This window comes from Campylobacter concisus, from assembly GCF_002165785.1.
Lineage (GTDB): Bacteria > Campylobacterota > Campylobacteria > Campylobacterales > Campylobacteraceae > Campylobacter_A > Campylobacter_A concisus_W.
Genome location: NZ_NDYO01000001.1, coordinates 1 through 17,129, shown reverse-complemented (window position 1 = coordinate 17,129; position 17,129 = coordinate 1). Strand labels below are relative to the sequence as shown.

18 protein-coding genes are annotated in these 17,129 nt (G+C 38.3%); 11 read left to right on the top strand and 7 right to left on the bottom strand.

Going from position 1 to position 17,129, the window contains the following annotated elements; translation table 11 throughout:
* Position 1: 1 nt before the first annotated feature.
* The 4 genes from B9N62_RS00090 (at position 2) to B9N62_RS00075 (ending at position 3,033) form a co-directional block, all read left to right on the top strand.
* Positions 2–268, top strand: a complete 267-nt coding sequence (locus B9N62_RS00090) for an ACT domain-containing protein (RefSeq protein WP_087583839.1) — start codon at positions 2–4, stop codon at positions 266–268.
* Positions 269–277: 9 nt separating this feature from the next.
* The gene (locus B9N62_RS00085) at positions 278–1,615 is read left to right on the top strand and encodes a PFL family protein (RefSeq protein ID WP_087583838.1); all 1,338 of its coding nucleotides are present in this window, start codon (positions 278–280) and stop codon (positions 1,613–1,615) included.
* A 104-nt stretch (positions 1,616–1,719) separates the two neighbouring features.
* Entirely contained in the window at positions 1,720–2,409 is a 690-nt protein-coding gene (locus tag B9N62_RS00080) for a cytochrome-c oxidase (protein ID WP_087583837.1), read from the top strand.
* Positions 2,410–2,580: 171 nt separating this feature from the next.
* Positions 2,581–3,033, top strand: a complete 453-nt coding sequence (locus B9N62_RS00075; protein ID WP_087583836.1) for a hypothetical protein — start codon at positions 2,581–2,583, stop codon at positions 3,031–3,033.
* 84 nt (positions 3,034–3,117) lie between these two features.
* Here the strand turns inward: B9N62_RS00075 and B9N62_RS00070 are convergent, their stop codons facing one another.
* Positions 3,118–3,720, bottom strand: a complete 603-nt coding sequence (locus B9N62_RS00070; protein ID WP_087583835.1) for a YagU family protein — start codon at positions 3,718–3,720, stop codon at positions 3,118–3,120.
* Between the two features lie 155 nt (positions 3,721–3,875).
* On the opposite strand from B9N62_RS00070, the gene B9N62_RS00065 reads away from it, so the two are divergent.
* Complete coding sequence (locus tag B9N62_RS00065; protein ID WP_087583834.1) at positions 3,876–5,075, top strand: 2,3,4,5-tetrahydropyridine-2,6-carboxylate N-succinyltransferase; 1,200 nt, start codon at positions 3,876–3,878, stop codon at positions 5,073–5,075.
* An 11-nt stretch (positions 5,076–5,086) separates the two neighbouring features.
* Complete coding sequence (locus B9N62_RS00060; protein WP_087583833.1) at positions 5,087–5,581, top strand: hypothetical protein; 495 nt, start codon at positions 5,087–5,089, stop codon at positions 5,579–5,581.
* A 177-nt stretch (positions 5,582–5,758) separates the two neighbouring features.
* Here B9N62_RS00060 and B9N62_RS10975 read toward each other — a convergent pair whose 3' ends face one another.
* The 6 genes from B9N62_RS10975 to B9N62_RS00030 form a co-directional block, all read right to left on the bottom strand.
* A complete protein-coding gene (locus tag B9N62_RS10975) occupies positions 5,759–5,863 on the bottom strand; it encodes a Fic family protein (RefSeq protein WP_087584034.1) in 105 nt (34 codons plus the stop codon).
* A gap of 336 nt (positions 5,864–6,199) precedes the next feature.
* The gene (locus B9N62_RS10970; RefSeq protein WP_223154482.1) at positions 6,200–6,421 is read right to left on the bottom strand and encodes a DUF4172 domain-containing protein; all 222 of its coding nucleotides are present in this window, start codon (positions 6,419–6,421) and stop codon (positions 6,200–6,202) included.
* Positions 6,422–6,558: 137 nt separating this feature from the next.
* Positions 6,559–6,972 (bottom strand): gamma-glutamyl phosphate reductase, encoded by a 414-nt coding sequence (locus B9N62_RS00045; RefSeq protein WP_087583832.1) that lies wholly within the window; start codon positions 6,970–6,972, stop codon positions 6,559–6,561.
* A gap of 1 nt (position 6,973) precedes the next feature.
* A complete protein-coding gene (locus B9N62_RS00040) occupies positions 6,974–7,762 on the bottom strand; it encodes a peptidoglycan-binding protein (RefSeq protein WP_087583831.1) in 789 nt (262 codons plus the stop codon).
* 147 nt (positions 7,763–7,909) lie between these two features.
* Complete coding sequence (gene glmS / locus B9N62_RS00035) at positions 7,910–9,721, bottom strand: glutamine--fructose-6-phosphate transaminase (isomerizing) (RefSeq protein WP_087583830.1); 1,812 nt, start codon at positions 9,719–9,721, stop codon at positions 7,910–7,912.
* A 3-nt stretch (positions 9,722–9,724) separates the two neighbouring features.
* On the bottom strand, positions 9,725–12,220 hold the full coding sequence (locus B9N62_RS00030) for an HD domain-containing protein (protein WP_087583829.1): 2,496 nt from the start codon (positions 12,218–12,220) through the stop codon (positions 9,725–9,727).
* A 110-nt stretch (positions 12,221–12,330) separates the two neighbouring features.
* Between B9N62_RS00030 and mqnE the strand changes: the two genes are divergently transcribed.
* The 5 genes from mqnE to B9N62_RS00005 are packed head-to-tail and all read left to right on the top strand — an operon-like array spanning position 12,331 to position 17,082.
* Positions 12,331–13,395 (top strand): aminofutalosine synthase MqnE, encoded by a 1,065-nt coding sequence (gene mqnE / locus B9N62_RS00025; protein WP_087583828.1) that lies wholly within the window; start codon positions 12,331–12,333, stop codon positions 13,393–13,395.
* Between the two features lie 12 nt (positions 13,396–13,407).
* Positions 13,408–14,700 (top strand): NCS2 family permease, encoded by a 1,293-nt coding sequence (locus tag B9N62_RS00020; RefSeq protein WP_072594681.1) that lies wholly within the window; start codon positions 13,408–13,410, stop codon positions 14,698–14,700.
* 12 nt (positions 14,701–14,712) lie between these two features.
* On the top strand, positions 14,713–15,153 hold the full coding sequence (locus B9N62_RS00015) for a phosphoribosyltransferase (protein ID WP_087583827.1): 441 nt from the start codon (positions 14,713–14,715) through the stop codon (positions 15,151–15,153).
* Positions 15,154–15,162: 9 nt separating this feature from the next.
* Positions 15,163–16,380, top strand: coding sequence for a hypothetical protein (locus B9N62_RS00010; RefSeq protein WP_087583826.1), 1,218 nt, complete (start codon positions 15,163–15,165; stop codon positions 16,378–16,380).
* A complete protein-coding gene (locus B9N62_RS00005; protein WP_087583825.1) occupies positions 16,381–17,082 on the top strand; it encodes a pilus assembly FimT family protein in 702 nt (233 codons plus the stop codon).
* The last annotated feature ends 47 nt before the right edge of the window (positions 17,083–17,129 follow it).

Below are 17,129 nucleotides of genomic sequence, written 5' to 3'. Positions count from 1 at the left end.
CATGAAAGCGATCGTAACCGTAGTCGGAAAAGATAGAGTTGGCATCGTTGCTGGCGTCTCAGCAAAGCTTAGCGAGCTAGGACTAAACATAGATGATATCTCACAGACTATTTTAGATGAGTTTTTTACGATGATGGCGGTGGTTTCAAGTAATGAAAATAAGGATTTTACGGTCCTAAGAGAAGAGCTTAATAAACTTGGAGAGAGCCTAAAAGTAAAGATAAATATCCAAAGTTCCGCTATCTTTGATGCGATGCATACAATCTAAGGAAAAACAATGGACATCAAAAACGTAACCGAAACGATCTCGATGATCGAAGAGCAAAATTTTGACATCAGAACTATCACGATGGGCATTAGTTTGCTTGACTGCATCGATCCTGACATGGGCAAAGCTTGCGACAAAATTTACGCAAAAATCACCACTAAAGCCAAAGACCTAGTCAAAGTAGGCAACGAAATTTCTGCTGAGCTAGGCATACCAATCGTCAATAAAAGAGTAAGCGTGACGCCTATCTCGATAATCGGCGCCGCAACGGACGCAAAAGACTACGTAATGATCGCAAAGACGCTTGATAGGGCGGCTATTGAGGTTGGTATTGATTTTATAGGTGGTTTTTCAGCTTTAGTTCAAAAGGGATATCAAAAGGGCGATGAAATTTTGATAAATTCTATCCCGCAAGCACTTTCCCAGACTTCAAAAGTATGTGCAAGTGTCAATGTCGGCTCAACGAAAACTGGCATAAATATGAGCGCGGTACGTGATATGGGACGCATTATAAAAGAGACGGCGGCAGCATCAGAGATGGGCTGTGCGAAGCTTGTTGTCTTTGCAAATGCAGTCGAAGATAATCCTTTCATGGCTGGCGCATTTCACGGCGTGGGCGAGGCTGATGTGGTGATAAATGTCGGAGTTTCAGGCCCAGGAGTGGTAAAAAGAGCCCTTGAAAAGGTACGTGGCGAGAGCTTTGATGTGGTGGCTGAGACTGTGAAAAAGACGGCATTTAAGATCACGCGTATCGGCCAGCTCGTGGGCCAGATGGCGAGCGAGCGCCTTGGGGTGAAATTTGGTATCGTTGATCTCTCTCTTGCTCCAACACCTGCTGTGGGCGACTCGGTGGCTCGTGTGCTTGAGGAGATGGGGCTTGAGGCTGTTGGTACGCACGGAACGACTGCGGCACTTGCTCTCCTAAATGACGCAGTAAAAAAAGGTGGCGTCATGGCGTGCAATCAAGTTGGCGGCTTAAGCGGTGCATTTATCCCGGTCTCAGAAGATGAGGGCATGATAGCTGCGGTGCGCGCGGGATCGCTAAATTTAGAAAAGCTTGAAGCGATGACCGCGATATGCTCGGTTGGTCTTGATATGATCGCCATACCTGCGGATACGCCAAGTGAGAGCATAGCTGCGATGATCGCTGATGAGGCGGCTATCGGCGTTATAAATCAAAAAACAACGGCCGTTCGAATTATACCTCTTGGACGTGAGGGTGATATGATCGAGTTTGGCGGCCTTTTAGGAAGAGCGCCTGTGATGAAGATAAACAAAGCCTCAAGTGCCGACTTCATCGCTCGTGGCGGACAAATTCCAGCTCCAATTCATAGTTTTAAAAACTAATATTCGAAGTCCGCTTTAAATTTGCGGACTTTTTCTTAAATTTATCCTAATCTTTTCAACTGCTTTTAGTTGAAATAATAAAAATTTTAAACCAAGGAGCTAAAATGAAAATTTTATCACTGCTTACGGCGCTACTTTTTGGAGCAGTATGTGGCTTTGCAAATGATGGCAAAGTAAGAAGTATCGACATCTACGTCACGCCATACTACTCAGCAAATGCTGGCAAGGTGGAGTACGTCAAAGTCTATGACAAGATAGACGAGCTTTTAAAAAGTGGCAAAGAAGAGGATTTTAAAAAGGCTGAAAAGATCGTGCAAGACACCCCACAAATGGTCTCTCCGATAACTCTTTTTGTCCTTTCAGCTCGCGCATACGATCTTGGACTTCGCGATGATGCGGTATTTTGGTTTTATGCGGCAAAAAATCGCGCGATCTTGCTAAGAGGCGTTATAGACATGGAGGGCGATAAATTTACTGACGTGGTGGCCGCGATAGGGGCGTTTATGAAGCTTGTTGGCGAAGTGGTCAATCCTTATGCATTTTGCGATATCAAAAAGCAACAAGATATCGCTGATAAAGCGCTTGAATGGACTAAGAAAAATGCCTATGAAGCGATGTTCTCGCCAGAATTTAGCTCGCCTCACGAAGATAGAAAAGCAGCCCTTGCAAAAGGCATAGAAAAGCTAGAAGCGCGCAATAAAAAAGAGAAAGATTACTTTTTAGATAAAGATAATCTTGCTAACTTTAAAGCTATGCGCAAGCAAAATGGCACTGATGAGAAATTTTGCTTCTAAATAGCGAGAAAAACTGAAAATTTGCTTGTAAATTTAGCTTTTGCTTTATGCTAAAAGGGCAAATTTATAAGCTATCTCTATTTTAGATGATAAATTTTAGCTCACTACAAATCTGCTTAAATTTCGCTCTTTTTCGTAAGAGTAGCAAAACCACAAAAATGAGAATAAAAAATGACTTTGAAATTTGGCAAGCTTGAAAAAGTTGCAATAGATGAGGGCTTTATTTGGTACGCGGAGACGGAGCTAAAAAGTGAAATTTTTGGCCAAGTGCTCTTTTGCCTTATCTCGGCAAATGGGGCAGATGTGGATGATGAGACGATTTTGCTTGTGCGGCGTATCGCTCAGGATATCGACCGGCACATAAAAGATGCGCTTACATTTTTACAAGATGAGCTTAAACAGAAATGCCTTTTGAGCAAGGACGAGCTTAGAGCGCTTGATGTGCCAGTTTGCGATTTGCCGTTTGAGTCCCCACAGTGTACTTTTTATGCGCAAGATAAGCAGTGGCTGATGAGATTTGCCGATGGTGTGCTTGATATTTGCGAACCTTTTGGTATTGGGGTGATTTTTGAGGATGAAAAGCCACTTCGTTTAGAAAATTTAGAGCTTAGCCAGGAGTGCTAATCGCGGATAAATTTTGCTTTTAAACGGTGAGATAAATTTGGTTGCTGTTTTAGGTTTTTAGCCCAAAACAGCAAAAATTTGCATTTATGCGTTGCAGCAGCAATAATCACTCGGATCTTTTTCTTTTGTGATCCTAGCTCTTAGGTCATGACGGATGATCTCTATCGACCAGAACCATATCATGTGACCGACAAATTCAGATACATGCTCGTACCAAGGAAGTGTCCAAAGTGGTGGAGTAAGCCCCAAAATAGGTAGTGTGATCACGTGAACAGCGATATTTACGATAGCGCCAACTAGTAAGCCTTGCCATATTGTAATCTTTGGAAATTTCTCAGCCAAAACACAATAAGCAACCGCGAAAACGATCGAAAACAATATATGCGTCATCATTACGTAGTTAAACGCATGCCCTGCAAACTCGTAAATGGCGACATTTGGATCGGCTATGCCCAAATAATCCCTTAAAAATACATAAGGCGGATTTAAGAAATTTCTAGAGCAATCGATCGCATCGGCTGCCCTAATGGTACTCTCTGGTCCACAAGCAGCGTTAAACATATCCATCGGACTTCTTGGAGGAAGTGGGAATTCCGCTCCCCATTTGACAAAAGCTGAGACAACGCCAGCGACAAGGCCGATCAATGCAGCCAGAGCAAATCTAGGTTTTGTTACTAAATTTGACATTTAAATTCCTTCTTTAAATTTGCAAAATCTTATTGCAATTTACTTTATGATAAGATTAATCATTATTAAAAATATTTAAAAATTTTAATGGACTTAAAATCATAAAATTTTTAGCCATTTTTGGCTAGACTAAGAAAAAATTTAAAGGAGAATAGATGTCTAAAGAGTTTAAAGATGCAAATGAATTTAAGGAATTTTTTGAAGAATTTAGAAAAAAAGATGGCTACAAAGATCCGCTTGCTTTTGGTATCGCTAGGATCGATCGCGGACAAAAAAATACAGATAAAATTTTGCAAGCGACTTTTGCTGTTGTAAATTACAAAGAGAGCTTTTTAAGCGCTGCTGCTTATATCTATGCCTTGCAAAAATGTGATGTTAAGGTTGATTTTAACGGCTCTGAATTTGTAGCCGATCTTACGCCAAAAGTAGTGAAAAAAGCCAGCAAGCTCTTTAGTGTCTTTGAAAAAGAGATAAGCTCTCATAAAAATGTACAAAATTTGCATGCCGTAAAAATGGCTTTTGATGACGATCTTGAACTAAATGAGAATAAATTTAAGCTTGTGTTTTTGTTTGATGATGCAAAACCACTTAGCGTGGAAGCCGTATACCTCAAGCTTTACTTGATATCGCTTGGCAAAGTCGCACCTAGAACGATCGTACTTGATGGAGCTTTTGGTGTGTTGCCAAATGTTGCATGGACTAGCCAAAATACGCCAATTGAGCTTGAATGGCTAAGAGAAAATGAAATTTCTCTAAAGATGTTTGGCGAATATCCAGCGATCGTTAGCGTCGATAAATTCCCAAGATTTTTAAGCCATATCATCCCAGCTGATAACACGAGAATTTTAGACTCAGCTAAGGTTCGCATGGGCGCTGCCGTGTATCCTGGCACAGTCGTTATGCCAGGTGCTGCCTACATCAACTTTAACGCAGGTACAACTGGTGGTGTGATGGTTGAAGGCAGAGTCAGCAGCTCTGTCGTAGTGGGCGAGGGCAGTGACGTAGGCGGAGGGGCAAGCATACTTGGCGTACTAAGTGGCACAAACGGCAACCCTGTAAGCATCGGCAAGCACTGCTTGCTTGGCGCAAACTCAGTCACGGGCGTACCTCTTGGCGATAACTGCATCGTGGATGCTGGCATAGCGGTGCTTGAGGGCACAAAGGTCTATATATCAGCTAGCGAGCGCGAAAAGTTAGCTAAGCTAAATCCTAGCTTTAAATTTGAAGCTGAAATTTACAAAGCGCTTGAGCTTGGTGGGCTAAATGGACTTCATTTTAGACAAAATAGCCAAACAGGCCAGATCACTGCAAGTGCGAGCAAAAGGGCGATCAAGCTAAATGAGGCACTTCATTAAAAGGAGCTAGCATGAAAGTTGGCATTTTGATGTTTGACAAGCTAAATCTACTAAGCTTTGCCAAAATTTATGATTTTTTACATAAATTTGAGGATTTTAATATCAAGACTTACGCACTAAAGCCTGAGGTTGTCGATGAATTTGGCGTCAGGCTTCATCCAGAAATTTATGCAGAGAGCCTTTATGGTGTGGATATCTTAGTCGTGCCAGATGGCGTTGGAGCACTTGGATTAAGATACGATGAGATATTTTTAAGCTGGGTTAAAAGCTCAGCGAGTGCAAAATTTAAGATAGGTTTTGACCTCGGCGTGCTTATCATTGGTGGGGCTGGATTTTTAGAAGACAGAGAGGCTTGCATAAGGGGCGGATACAAAAATGCACTTAGTGACTACTGTGATGTTAATGATGCCAAGATGTGCGAAAGTAGAGGTATTATAAGCGTTAGTGAATTTGATGATAGAATCAAAGAACAGCTGGCAACGATGCTAGGTAAAGATAAATTTTAATGGCTTTGACTCTTAAATTACGATAGAAATTTTATATTTTTAGTAAGCTTATAGCTTGTTTATAGCGCTATTTACCGCTTCTAAATGCCACTTTATCCACGCTGTGAAGTCAAAGTTTAAATTATTTTCAAGCTTTGTTGTCTGCTCTAAAATTTCATAATAATTTTTTCTATTTGCTTAAATAATGCTAGAGATAGAAAATGGCTTAACACTATCTTCTCTTAAAAAGTAGTGTGCCAAAGCCCTTGTCATGCGCCCATTACCGTCATCATAAGGATGGATAAAAAACTAAAGATGTGCAATAAAACTTTTTAGATATGCGTTTTCAAGGCTTTTATTGATAAAATTTTAAAAGTTCTCATCTCATCTTCTATACCTCTGCTGGCAAGGCTTCATAGTGGATTTGCACATTTTCTGGAGAGCCTGAGACGACGCTCATCTCATCATCTCTAAACTTGGCTCGTTTTATCTTGTATTGTGCCAGCCATGTAGCCGCTCGAGGTTCATATAGTCTTTGTTTAAATTTACTTCAAACATTAGCGAGACTAGATTAACACTGTGTCTAGTCGCATGAGTATCAGCTAGCCAGTCAAAATTTTCATCTAGCCTCTTTTTTATCTACGAGCGAATGCTTGATCTTTTAAGCCTTTCGCCCCCTATGAGAGATGAACTTATTATTTCATCTTCAAGTGCACTAATTTGCACCTTTAAAAGATCGTCTCTGCTGATATTGCTTGTTAGCTCTTTTAAATTTTTATGGTCTTGCTCTAGCTTATTTGTAAGGGTGTCTATTACTCTTTTGTCGAAAGAAAAATTTGGGTAGTTGGGATGTTGTCGTATCCACAGGTTTTGTAATTTTTAATCAATGCACTGAACTTATTTATAGCAGTAAAATTTGATATATATATTGCTTTTGATTTGTTATTTGTAAAAATCGTTTTTACTAGAATTAAGCCAAGGTTAAGGCTAGAGATAAGTTATCTACCTAGCCTATAGTCTCTTCTAGCATCCTTATAACCACGTCTATAACCACGATCGAAGCCATCATCATAGTCGTCATCGTTATAGTAGCCTCCGCGGTAACCACGCTGAAATCTATCATATCCATTTTGATAGTATGGACGGTAGCTAGGAGGATATGGTGCATAGTTTGGATCAACAGGATAGTAGCCATTTGCACGGCAACTATCCTCGTCAAATTTTTCTATTCCGTTGCGAAATTTATAGCTTTCTATTTTTTTATCAAAGCTATCAATACTTCTTATGTCGCCATAAATTTTAGCCATTTCTCTTTGATTTATAAGACCACAAAGCCTAGCTTCAACTTTTTTTTCATAACTCATAGCAAACAAAAAAGTCAATGAACAAAATAAAATGGCTATAAATTTCATATTAATCTCCTACTTTTAGGCTTCCGCCTTTGCCAAGACCGCCTTTTACATTTTGTGCTTTGTAGTCTTTTAGAGCAATAACTAATTGATTCATCGAATCAAGGAAAGCATTTACAAGTGTTTTTCCTTCAGGTGTTCTTGAATATACGCCAAGTCCAGCACCAAGAGAAGCACCAGCGCTACCGCCCATACCAAAGAAGTCAGTGCTAGAAGCTGAGCCAATGGCTGCTGCTAATTGAACACCTGAGCGATTCTCTATAAGAACTAATGTAGTTTGCGTCTCTTTTGTTGAAAAACCACCAGCTATAGCACCTGCTACACTACCAAAAAGTGCTTCAACAAGAGCGCCTGCTCCGCCTGTATCTTCGTTGCTAAAGAAAATTTCAGGGCGAATAGTATAATCAGCTGCTACCATTTTACCTTTACCAAAGCCAGAACCACCACGTAGTTCGCCTGATCTATCAAGTGCACGCTCTTGCATCATATTATCCATCATAGCGCCACGTTCAACTATAACAAAACAACCAGTTTGTTGCGCAAGAAGACGCAAAACCGGAATAGTTGATGTGAGCTTGTAGTTGTGTGTTAAATATGAATACCAATCAGAATTTTGGTCTTCATAAAACGCAAGTGTTCCAAGAGTGCTACTGCATTTTTCTATTTTTGTGTTAGCATTATTGTTATTGCTTCCAGCAGCACTGCCAGTTACGCCATTGTTGTTGCCAGTTGCGCAACCGCTTAAAAGTAAAACTCCAAGACCTACGCTTAGTAAAGATGAACTTAACTTCATTTTTATCCTTAATATTTAAGTTGATCTTAGCATTATATATAAGCAAATATTATAAAAATATTAATATAAAATTTATGTTTAATAACATAAATGCAAAATTATTTTTCACAAAAATTTAAGCAGCCAGCAAGATTACAGCCACATAAATTACTCAACAGTTACGCTTTTTGCAAGATTTCTTGGCATATCGACGTTGTTGCCAAGTCTAACAGAAATTTCAAGTGCAAGTAGCTGAAGTACAAGCATCATCTCAAAAAATTCGCTCATATAGTGATCTTGAACGCTTGTTTTTACGTAGTCATCGCTTAGCTCAAACTCAAGTGGGCTTATCGCTAGGATGTATGCATCTCTTGCAGCAAGCTCTTCGACGTTACTTTTTGTTTTTTCGTAAAGTAAATTTTGAGGCATTAAAGCGATCGTAAATAGCTTCTCATCTGCAAGTGCGATAGGACCGTGTTTCATCTCGCCTGATGGATAGCCCTCGGCGTGAAGATATGAGATTTCTTTAAGCTTTAGCGCACCTTCTAGTGCTAGCGGATAGAAGATATCTCTACCAATAAAGAAAAAGCCATGGCCGTGTAAATAATGCTTGCTTAGGCGGTGAAGCTTCTCTTGAAGAGAGTTATTGATATTTAAAATTTGTGGGATGTGAAGAAGCGTTTTGATCTCGTGATCAAGCTCTTTTTTGCTGATAGATCCCTTTGCTGATGCCATTTGAAGCACAAGCATCCAAAGTACGATGATCTGCGTTGCAAATGCCTTTGTGCTTGCAACACCTTTTTCGATGCCAGCACGAGTTAGAAGCGTATTATCAGCTAGTCTAACTATAGATGAGTTATCGACATTGCAAATCGCAAGTGTCTTTAGTCCGGCCTCTTTTGCGATCCTAAGAGCCTCAAGAGTATCAGCCGTCTCGCCACTTTGTGAGATGACGATGAATAGTGAGTTTTTGTTTAGATAAGGCTTTCTATATCTAAATTCGCTTGCCACTTCGACCTTTGTTCTAACTTTAGCAAGCCTTTCAAAAAGATAGCTTGCGGTTAGCGCTGCATGGTAGCTAGTCCCACACGCACAAAGCACGACATCATCGATACTTTTTAGGTATTCATCGTCTAAATTTTCAAGGGTGACTTTGTGATTTTTAACCCTGCCCATGATGGTTTCAGATACGACCGCACCTTGCTCGTAAATTTCTTTTTCCATGAAAAATGTATATCCCTCTTTTTGGGCATAGCTCTTATCTTTTGGTAAAGCATTAAACGTTATGCTCGCCTTTTTGCCGTATTTAAAAACAGCAATCTCGTCTAAGCTCACGTAGCCGTAATTGTTGTCATCAAGATATGCCACTTCGGTTGCGTTGCCGATAAGCGGGGCATCTGATGAGGCAAAATATAGCTCTTTTTCATTACTCTTTCCTATTGCCATAGGAGCAGCATCTTTTGCGAAAAATATCTTATCAGGCGCAGTTTTGGTGATAAGTAGCGTCGCATAAGCACCTCTTAGTTTTGCGATAGTCGCCTCATAAGCTTTAAATGGGTCTTTTTTCTCTTTTAAAATTTCTTCAAAAAGATGCACGATCACTTCGGTGTCGGTTTGGCTGACAAATTTCACACCCTTTGCCTCAAGCTCATCTTTAAGCTCTTTGTAGTTTTCGATGATGCCATTGTGAACGACAAATGAGTGCTCGCCAAGGTGCGGGTGAGCGTTTATCTCAGTTGGTTTGCCATGCGTCGCCCAGCGTGTGTGACCTATCGCCACGCCAAAGCCAGTTGATGTAAAGTCCTTTGTCTTTAGGGCTAAATTTTCAAGCTTGCCAACCGCTTTAAAAAAATCGATCTTGCCATCACTCATCACAGCCATACCAGCGCTGTCATATCCTCGGTACTCAAGCTCTTTTAGACCGCTTAAAATGACCTCTTTTTTCTCTTTATCTCCGATGTATCCTACGATTCCACACATGTTTTACTCGCTTATTAATAAATTTAATATCTCTTCGCCCTTGCTCTCAAGTCGCTCGTTTTTCTCGATCAAAAAGAGATTTCTTGTTCTATTTTTGACCGTTTGGATTCTAGCACTCGTGACTTGAAAATGAAGCCTGTCAAAAACACTCATCACATAAGCCATTAGCCCACGCTGATCTTTTGCGTTGATGCTAAGTTTGGCGTAATCTTTTGAGTGATTTAGCTCGAAGTTTATCTCATCTTTGTTAATGTTTGGTTTCAAAGGCTCTTTTAAAACCTCGCTATTTAGGGATTTTAGAGCTAAATTTTTAGTAGTTTCAAGCTCCTCTTTTTTAACATTTTGGTTAAAATCAAGCCTGATATAAAATTTCTTCTCAAATAGCTCAAAAATTTCCATGTATGCAAGGTCAAATTTGGCAAATTCATAGAGCAGGGCGCTTAAGTTTAGGCTCTTTTTTGTATAGATCTGAATGCTTAAATTTTTAGAGTTATTTATAAAAATTTCTGTCGTATCTAAGCTATCTGCAGCCTTGCTTAAATTTATGATCTCACTCGCACTATATTTTATAAAGACAAGATTTGATGTGATTTTAAAAATTTTCTCTTGCAAGCTTGGCTCAAGCGCCAAAAACTCGCTATTTCGTTTTATAGATTGCTCTTTTTTTACTCGCCTTGTCGCTTCATCTAATAAATTTTCATCGCTAAATGCATTAAGAGAAATTTCATAAAGTTCCCTTAAAAGCTTTGCTGTGTAGGCGTTGTAAAGCCTCTCATTTGTGGCGTTTATCACGCAGTAGCTAAGGATGTAAAGCAGTTTTAAAACCTGCTTGTCGCCAAGCTTTGAGATAAAAGCAAATATAACGCGTTGGGAATAAATGTCTTCTCTGTTTGAGACGTTGCTCATTAGCGTGTGGTATTTTATCAAGATGACGCCGATATTTACGGCCTTTTGGCTTAAATTTAGCTTGTTTGCGTAGGCTCTAAAGATATTAGCGCCGATATTTGCGTGGTCTTTACCAAGCCCCTTGCCAACGTCGTGCATTAAAGTCACGATCTTTAGCATCGTCTTGCCCTCCAAGCAAAGCTCGGTATAGAGATTTTTTATAAATTTATCTTTTATATTTTCAAGAAATTTTACGCTTAAGATGCTATGTTCATCGACCGTAAATTCGTGATAGCCGTCGTACTGAGCTAGCTGGCTGATGTGTTCCATTGGTTTTATTAAAATTTGTATCATTTGCGCATCGAGCAATGATTTTAAAATTGCGTAGGAATTTTTTCTTAAAAATATCTTTTTAAACTCGCTGATAGCGCGCTCTAAGCCACTTTTTGTGATGATGGCTCGCTTGATGTAAAAGATCGCGCTTATATCAAATTTATAATCCACATCTTTTAGCTCTAAAAGCTCGGTTATTAGATTTTCAATGAGAGCTGGCTTTTTATGAAGTGGCACGTAAATGACACCATTTATCTCGTAAAAGCCATTTTTTAGCCTTGCAAATTTTCTCTGATCAAAATTTAGCTCGCTTTTAAAAAATGGCCTGCAAAGAGAAGCGACGATAAACCTTGAATAAATAGCAACATTATTCATTGAACTTAGCATTTTTTGGCTGATAACGCTTTCATTGTCTTGAAGCTTTTTAGACTTTGTTTGCATGAAATTTGTCGTGATTTCAACGCTTGAAGCACTAAAAGTATCAGAATTTTGCGTTAAATTTAAGGTAGTTAGTAGGCTTAGTAAAAAGTCTACATTTAGGTTAAAGCTAGCGATCTCTTTTTCATTCATCACTTTTAGGGCCTGTGATCTAACCGAAATGTCGCTATCTAGGCAGTTTAGTATGCAGTTTAAGTGGTAAATTTCATCGATTCCTCCAAAGCCACTTTTTAAATTTGGCTCTTGGGCTAAGTAGCTGATGCTAGAAAACGGCAAAAACGCCTTTAAATGGTAGTTTAAAAAGGCTTTTTTATCAAATTCTTTTAATTTTATGATCTCGCTTTTTACTAAGCGGTAGAGGCTTTTTGAACCACAGATATATCGGACTTGCGATGTTTCGCTTTTAAATTTGAGATCGTCTTTGTAATTTGTAAAAATTTCATCTATTTCAACGCTTTTTATATAAAAATTTATTCCAGAGCTACTTAAAATTTCGCTAAATTCTTTTAAGAAATTCTTTATGTTATAGCCCTTTAAATTTTTATAAACTAGTAAAATTTCAAGCTCGCTATTTGCACTAAGTAAGGTCTGGGCATATTTTCCAGTAGCTAAAACACTAAAGGCAAAGCTGTCATTTTGTGGCACAAACTCATCAAAAAATTCTCGCATAGTTTCATTTAAATAAGATTTTATAAATTCATCATACTCTTTGGCTAAGAAATTTGTGAAATTTCTGCCTTGATTTTTTTGAAAATGTTTTGGCAAATTTGCCTTAAAATCAAGAAATTTCTCTTTGATTTTTAAATAATTATCGCTATTTTTGGTACTTTTATCGGCCAGCATTTAATGTTTCCATTGTTAAAAATATCTTGGCAAATGTTACATAATTTTTGCAAAAACAAAGCTTTATTTGCTTATAATAAAGCCTTAAGTTCAGCTTTAGGACGATAAAGATAATGAATCTATTACAAAAACTAGAAAGTGGCGAGAGATTAAGCAAACAAGAGGCTTTTTCGCTTTATGAGCTTGATCTTTTTACCTTGGCTAAATTTGCCGATAAAAAACGTAGAAAACTGCATGGCAACAAGGTCTTTTTTAATGTAAATCGCCATATCAATCCAACAAATATGTGTGCTGATATCTGTAAATTTTGCGCATTTTCGGCTCACAGAAAAAATCCAAACCCATACTTAATGAGCCACGAAGAAATTTTAAAGATCGTTGATGAGAGCGTGAGTCACGGCGTAAAGGAGATACACATTGTCTCTGCCCACAACGCAAAAAGTGGCTGGCAGTGGTATTTAGAAATTTTTAAAAAGATAAAAGCAGCTCATCCAGAGCTCCATGTAAAAGCGATGACGGCAGCTGAGATCGACTTTTTATCAAGACATTACGGCTTAAGCTATGATGAGGTGATAGAGAAGATGCTCGAATACGGCGTCGATAGCATGCCAGGCGGCGGGGCTGAAATTTTTGATGAAGAGGTCAGAGCTAAAATTTGCAAAGGCAAAGTAAGTAGCGAAAACTGGCTAAAGATCCATAAAATGTGGCACGATCACGGCAAACAAAGCAACGCAACAATGCTTTTTGGTCACATAGAAAGTCGCGGTAACAGGATCGATCATATGCTAAGGATTAGAGAATTGCAGGATGAAACTGGCGGTTTTAACGCATTTATCCCGCTTGTCTATCAAAGAGAAAATAACTACTTAAAAGATGTGAAATTTCTAGGATCAGCTGAAATTTTAAAGACTCTGGCGATCTCACGTCTTGTGCTAGATAATGTTCCACATATCAAAGCTTACTGGGCCACTTCGACGCTAAATTTAGCGATGATCGCTCAGGAATTTGGCGCTGATGATCTTGATGGCACGATAGAAAAAGAGAGCATCCAAAGTGCAGCTGGCGCAAATAGCGCAAATGGCGTTACACTAAAGACATTTTGTGATCTCATAAAGACATCTGGTTTTACGCCGGTTGAGCGTGATAGCTTATATAACGAACTTAAAATTTACTAAAAGGAGCTTGGGGTGAAATTTTTTGACTTAGCACAAAACAAAACGAGTGTGAAGCAGGAATTTGGAGCGGGACTTACGACGTTTTTGGCGATGATGTATATCGTGCCGGTAAATGCGATCATTATGAGCAAAACTGGTATGCCTTATGAGGCACTAATTACGGCAACTGCGCTAATTACCATCTTTTCTACGATATTAAATGGTCTTTGGGCGAACACGCCAGTTGCGATGAGCGTTGGCATGGGGCTTAATGCTTATTTTACATTTGGTCTTTGCATCGGCATGAAAGTACCTTGGCAAACGGCTCTTGGCGTTGTTTTTCTAAGCGGCGTGATATTTGTCGTCTTGTCTTTTACAAATTTTAGAATGTGGATAATTAGATCCATCCCACTTGACCTACGAAGAGCGATAAGTGCTGGCATAGGCACATTTATCAGCTTTGTCGCGTTTCAGCAAATGGGCTTTATCGTAAATAGCGACGCAGTTTTGGTTGGTATAGGAAATTTCAAAGATCCAAACGTACTTCTTGGTGTTTTGGGATTATTTTTAGTTATTTGCTTTTGGGCGTGGAAGATAAAGGGCGCGTTTATCCTAGCTGTGCTTGCTACTTCAGTGATAGCTTGGGTGCTTGGTATCGCTCCTCATCCAACAGAAATTTTCTCAACTCCAGCCTCTATCTCTCCGATATTTTTAGAGCTTGATATAAAAGGTGCGCTTAGTCTAGCATTGCTTCCAGTTGTTATCACATTTTTTGTGACCGATCTTTTTGACTCTATAGGCACGCTAGCTGGTGTAGGCACGAGGGCTGGAATTTTTGATGAAAACAAAAAAGATGGCGTCGTAAAACTTGAAAAAACTCTTGAAGCTGACGCTATTGCTACGGCAGCTGGCTCACTTGTAGGCGTAAGTACGACCACATCGTTTGTAGAGAGTGCTAGCGGTGTAGAAGAGGGCGGTAGGACTGGTCTAACGGCTGTATTTTGCGGACTTTTATTTATACTTACACTCTTTATGTTGCCACTTTTTAAAGCGATCCCTGGCAATGCCATTTATCCGATCCTTGTGATGGTTGGCGTGCTTATGTTTGCTGAGCTTGCTAGTATAAATTTTAAAGATCCAGCCATTGCGGTTGCGACATTTTTTATAGTCGTGCTCATCCCGCTTACTTACTCGATCACAAATGGCCTTGCATTTGGCTTTATGTCATACGTCATAGTTAAGCTCATAAAGAGAGAATTTAGCGATATAAATTTAGGTGTAGTCGTGCTAGCACTCATTAGTTTTATCGTATTTTTAGTGCATTGATAAGGATGAAAGATGATATTTTATAGCTACGATGAATTTGCTGTTGATACTAAAAAGATGGCAAAACAGATAAAAGATGAGTTTGATCCAGAGGTGATACTAGCTGTGGCAAGAGGCGGTCTAACGCTTGGTCACTCGCTAGCTGTTGCGCTTAATAATAGAAATTTATTTACCCTAAATTCTATCCACTACGAAGATACAAACAAACTTGATGCGATTAATATCTTTAATGTACCAGATCTTAGCAAATACACTAAAATTTTGCTCGTCGATGATATCATCGATAGTGGAGAGAGTATGGTCGAGATAAAAAGAGAGCTGCTTAAGCGTTATCCAAATTTAGATATCAAAATAGCGACCGTCTTTTATAAAGAGAAAGCTCTGCTTTTGCCAGAATTTAAGGTAAAAGAAGCTCACGATTGGATCGAGTTTTTTTGGGATATACATATTTAAGGAAAATTTTTGCTAGATAAATTTAGAGAATTTGTTGGACATCACGTCGCCTTTAGCGTATTTTTAATATGTTTGATTGATTGTATATTTTTACTTTATACGGCAAATTCTCTTAGCATAAGTTATAGTGAAGCTGAAATTTTTTTTAACAAACAAAATTTTCTTAGTCATGTTTTAAACTTAAGCGTTCAAATTTTTGGTCAAACAGATATTGCTCTAAGATCTGTGATGATCGCTTTTCATGTAATAAGTGTCGTTTTAATGTATAAGGTAAGCAAATTTTACATTAAATTAGAGTTTGACAGACTTATTGCGGTATTGCTTTTTATCTTACTTCCTGGTACGATAGCTTCAGCTCTTATCGTCAATAATGCTGGGCTTTGCGTTATGCTGGCGCTCCTATGTATATACTTTTTTCATGTTAAAAATAAAATTTTATTTGTAGTATTTTTTTGTCTTTCTTTTTTTATAGATGGCGATTTTTTGATATTTTACGCAGGATTTTTTATATTTTCACTTTATAAAAGAAGGCCTCCACTTGCTTGGCTAAGTGCTATTTTATTTTTACTCACGCTTTACTTTTTTGGTTTTGATACAAATGGTAGGCCAAGTGGGCACTTTATCGATACTTTTGGTATCTTTGCCGCTGTTTTTTCGCCGTTTATTTTTATCTTTTTTGTCTATACTATTTATAGAATTTGGGTTAAGGAAAAGAAGGATCTTTTATGGTTTATTGCGATTTGCTCATTTTGCTTTTGTATGATAGTCTCAGTGCGCCAAAGGCTAGAGCTTGAGCAGTTTTTGCCGTTTTGCATGATCGCAACGCCACTTATGGTAAGAGTTTTTTTTAATTCGTATCGCGTAAGATTGCCAAAATTTAGAAAAGGCTATAAAATTTGCACGACCTTAGTGATGCTTTTTTTAGCCTTAAACTGGTCGATGATCGTATTTAATCAATTTTTTTACCTATTTTTAGATAACCCAACAAAGCATTTTGTCTATAAATTTGATGTTGTAAAAGAGCTTACTACTAAATTAAAAGAAGCGGAAATCAAGGATTTATACACTGATAATAAAAAGCTTGCATTAAGACTTAAATTTTATGGTATAGACGTAAGAGATGAGTCTAAAAATTTATTAGTAAGCGCCGATCTAGATGGAAAATCAAAATTTTGCATAGAAAAAATGGGAAAAGTAATCGCAAATTTTGATGTAAGAGGCAGGTAGATGCATAAAAACAAGGGTTTTACTGTTATAGAGCTTATTTTTGTAATCATTGCCGTTGGCATACTTGCAGCAATGATCATACCAAGGCTAGAAATAAACGGAGCCAGAGAGGCAGCTACACAGATGCTAACGCATATAAGGTACGCCCAGCACCTTGCCATGCAAGATGATAAATTTGTACATTCTGAAAATGAAAAATTTTGGTTTAAAATGAGATGGGGGATAGCTATTAATGACACTAGTTTGCAAGAGTGCTCAGTAGATGAGCCTGGGGTTAAATCTTGGAAATATAGTATTTTTTATGATAAAAGAGGTAGTGGTAATAAATTTAGTGGTAATTTAAATTCCAAAGAAGAGGTTGCCATCGATACACAAAAATCAAACAAATTCTTAAGTGCGGGCTGGAGAGGCATTCCTCAGTCCTATTGCAATAAAATTAATATAGATTTAAATATTGAAAAAAAATATGGCATAAAATCGGTTAAATTTGTTGGTAGTTGTAGAAAAGACAAAACACAAACCATTGATTTTGACGAATTAGGTAGGCCCATGAGAGTGGTAAGTGTTACTAACAATAAAGGAGCGAAAAGACCTTATTCAAGACTATTAAAAGGTGATTGTAAGATAGTTTTAACAGATAAAAATAACAATGTAGCTTCTATAAATATAGAAAAAAGAAGTGGATACGCATATATAAACTAAACCCTTAAACCTATAATAAAAATACACAATTTAAAATTTTAAAGCAT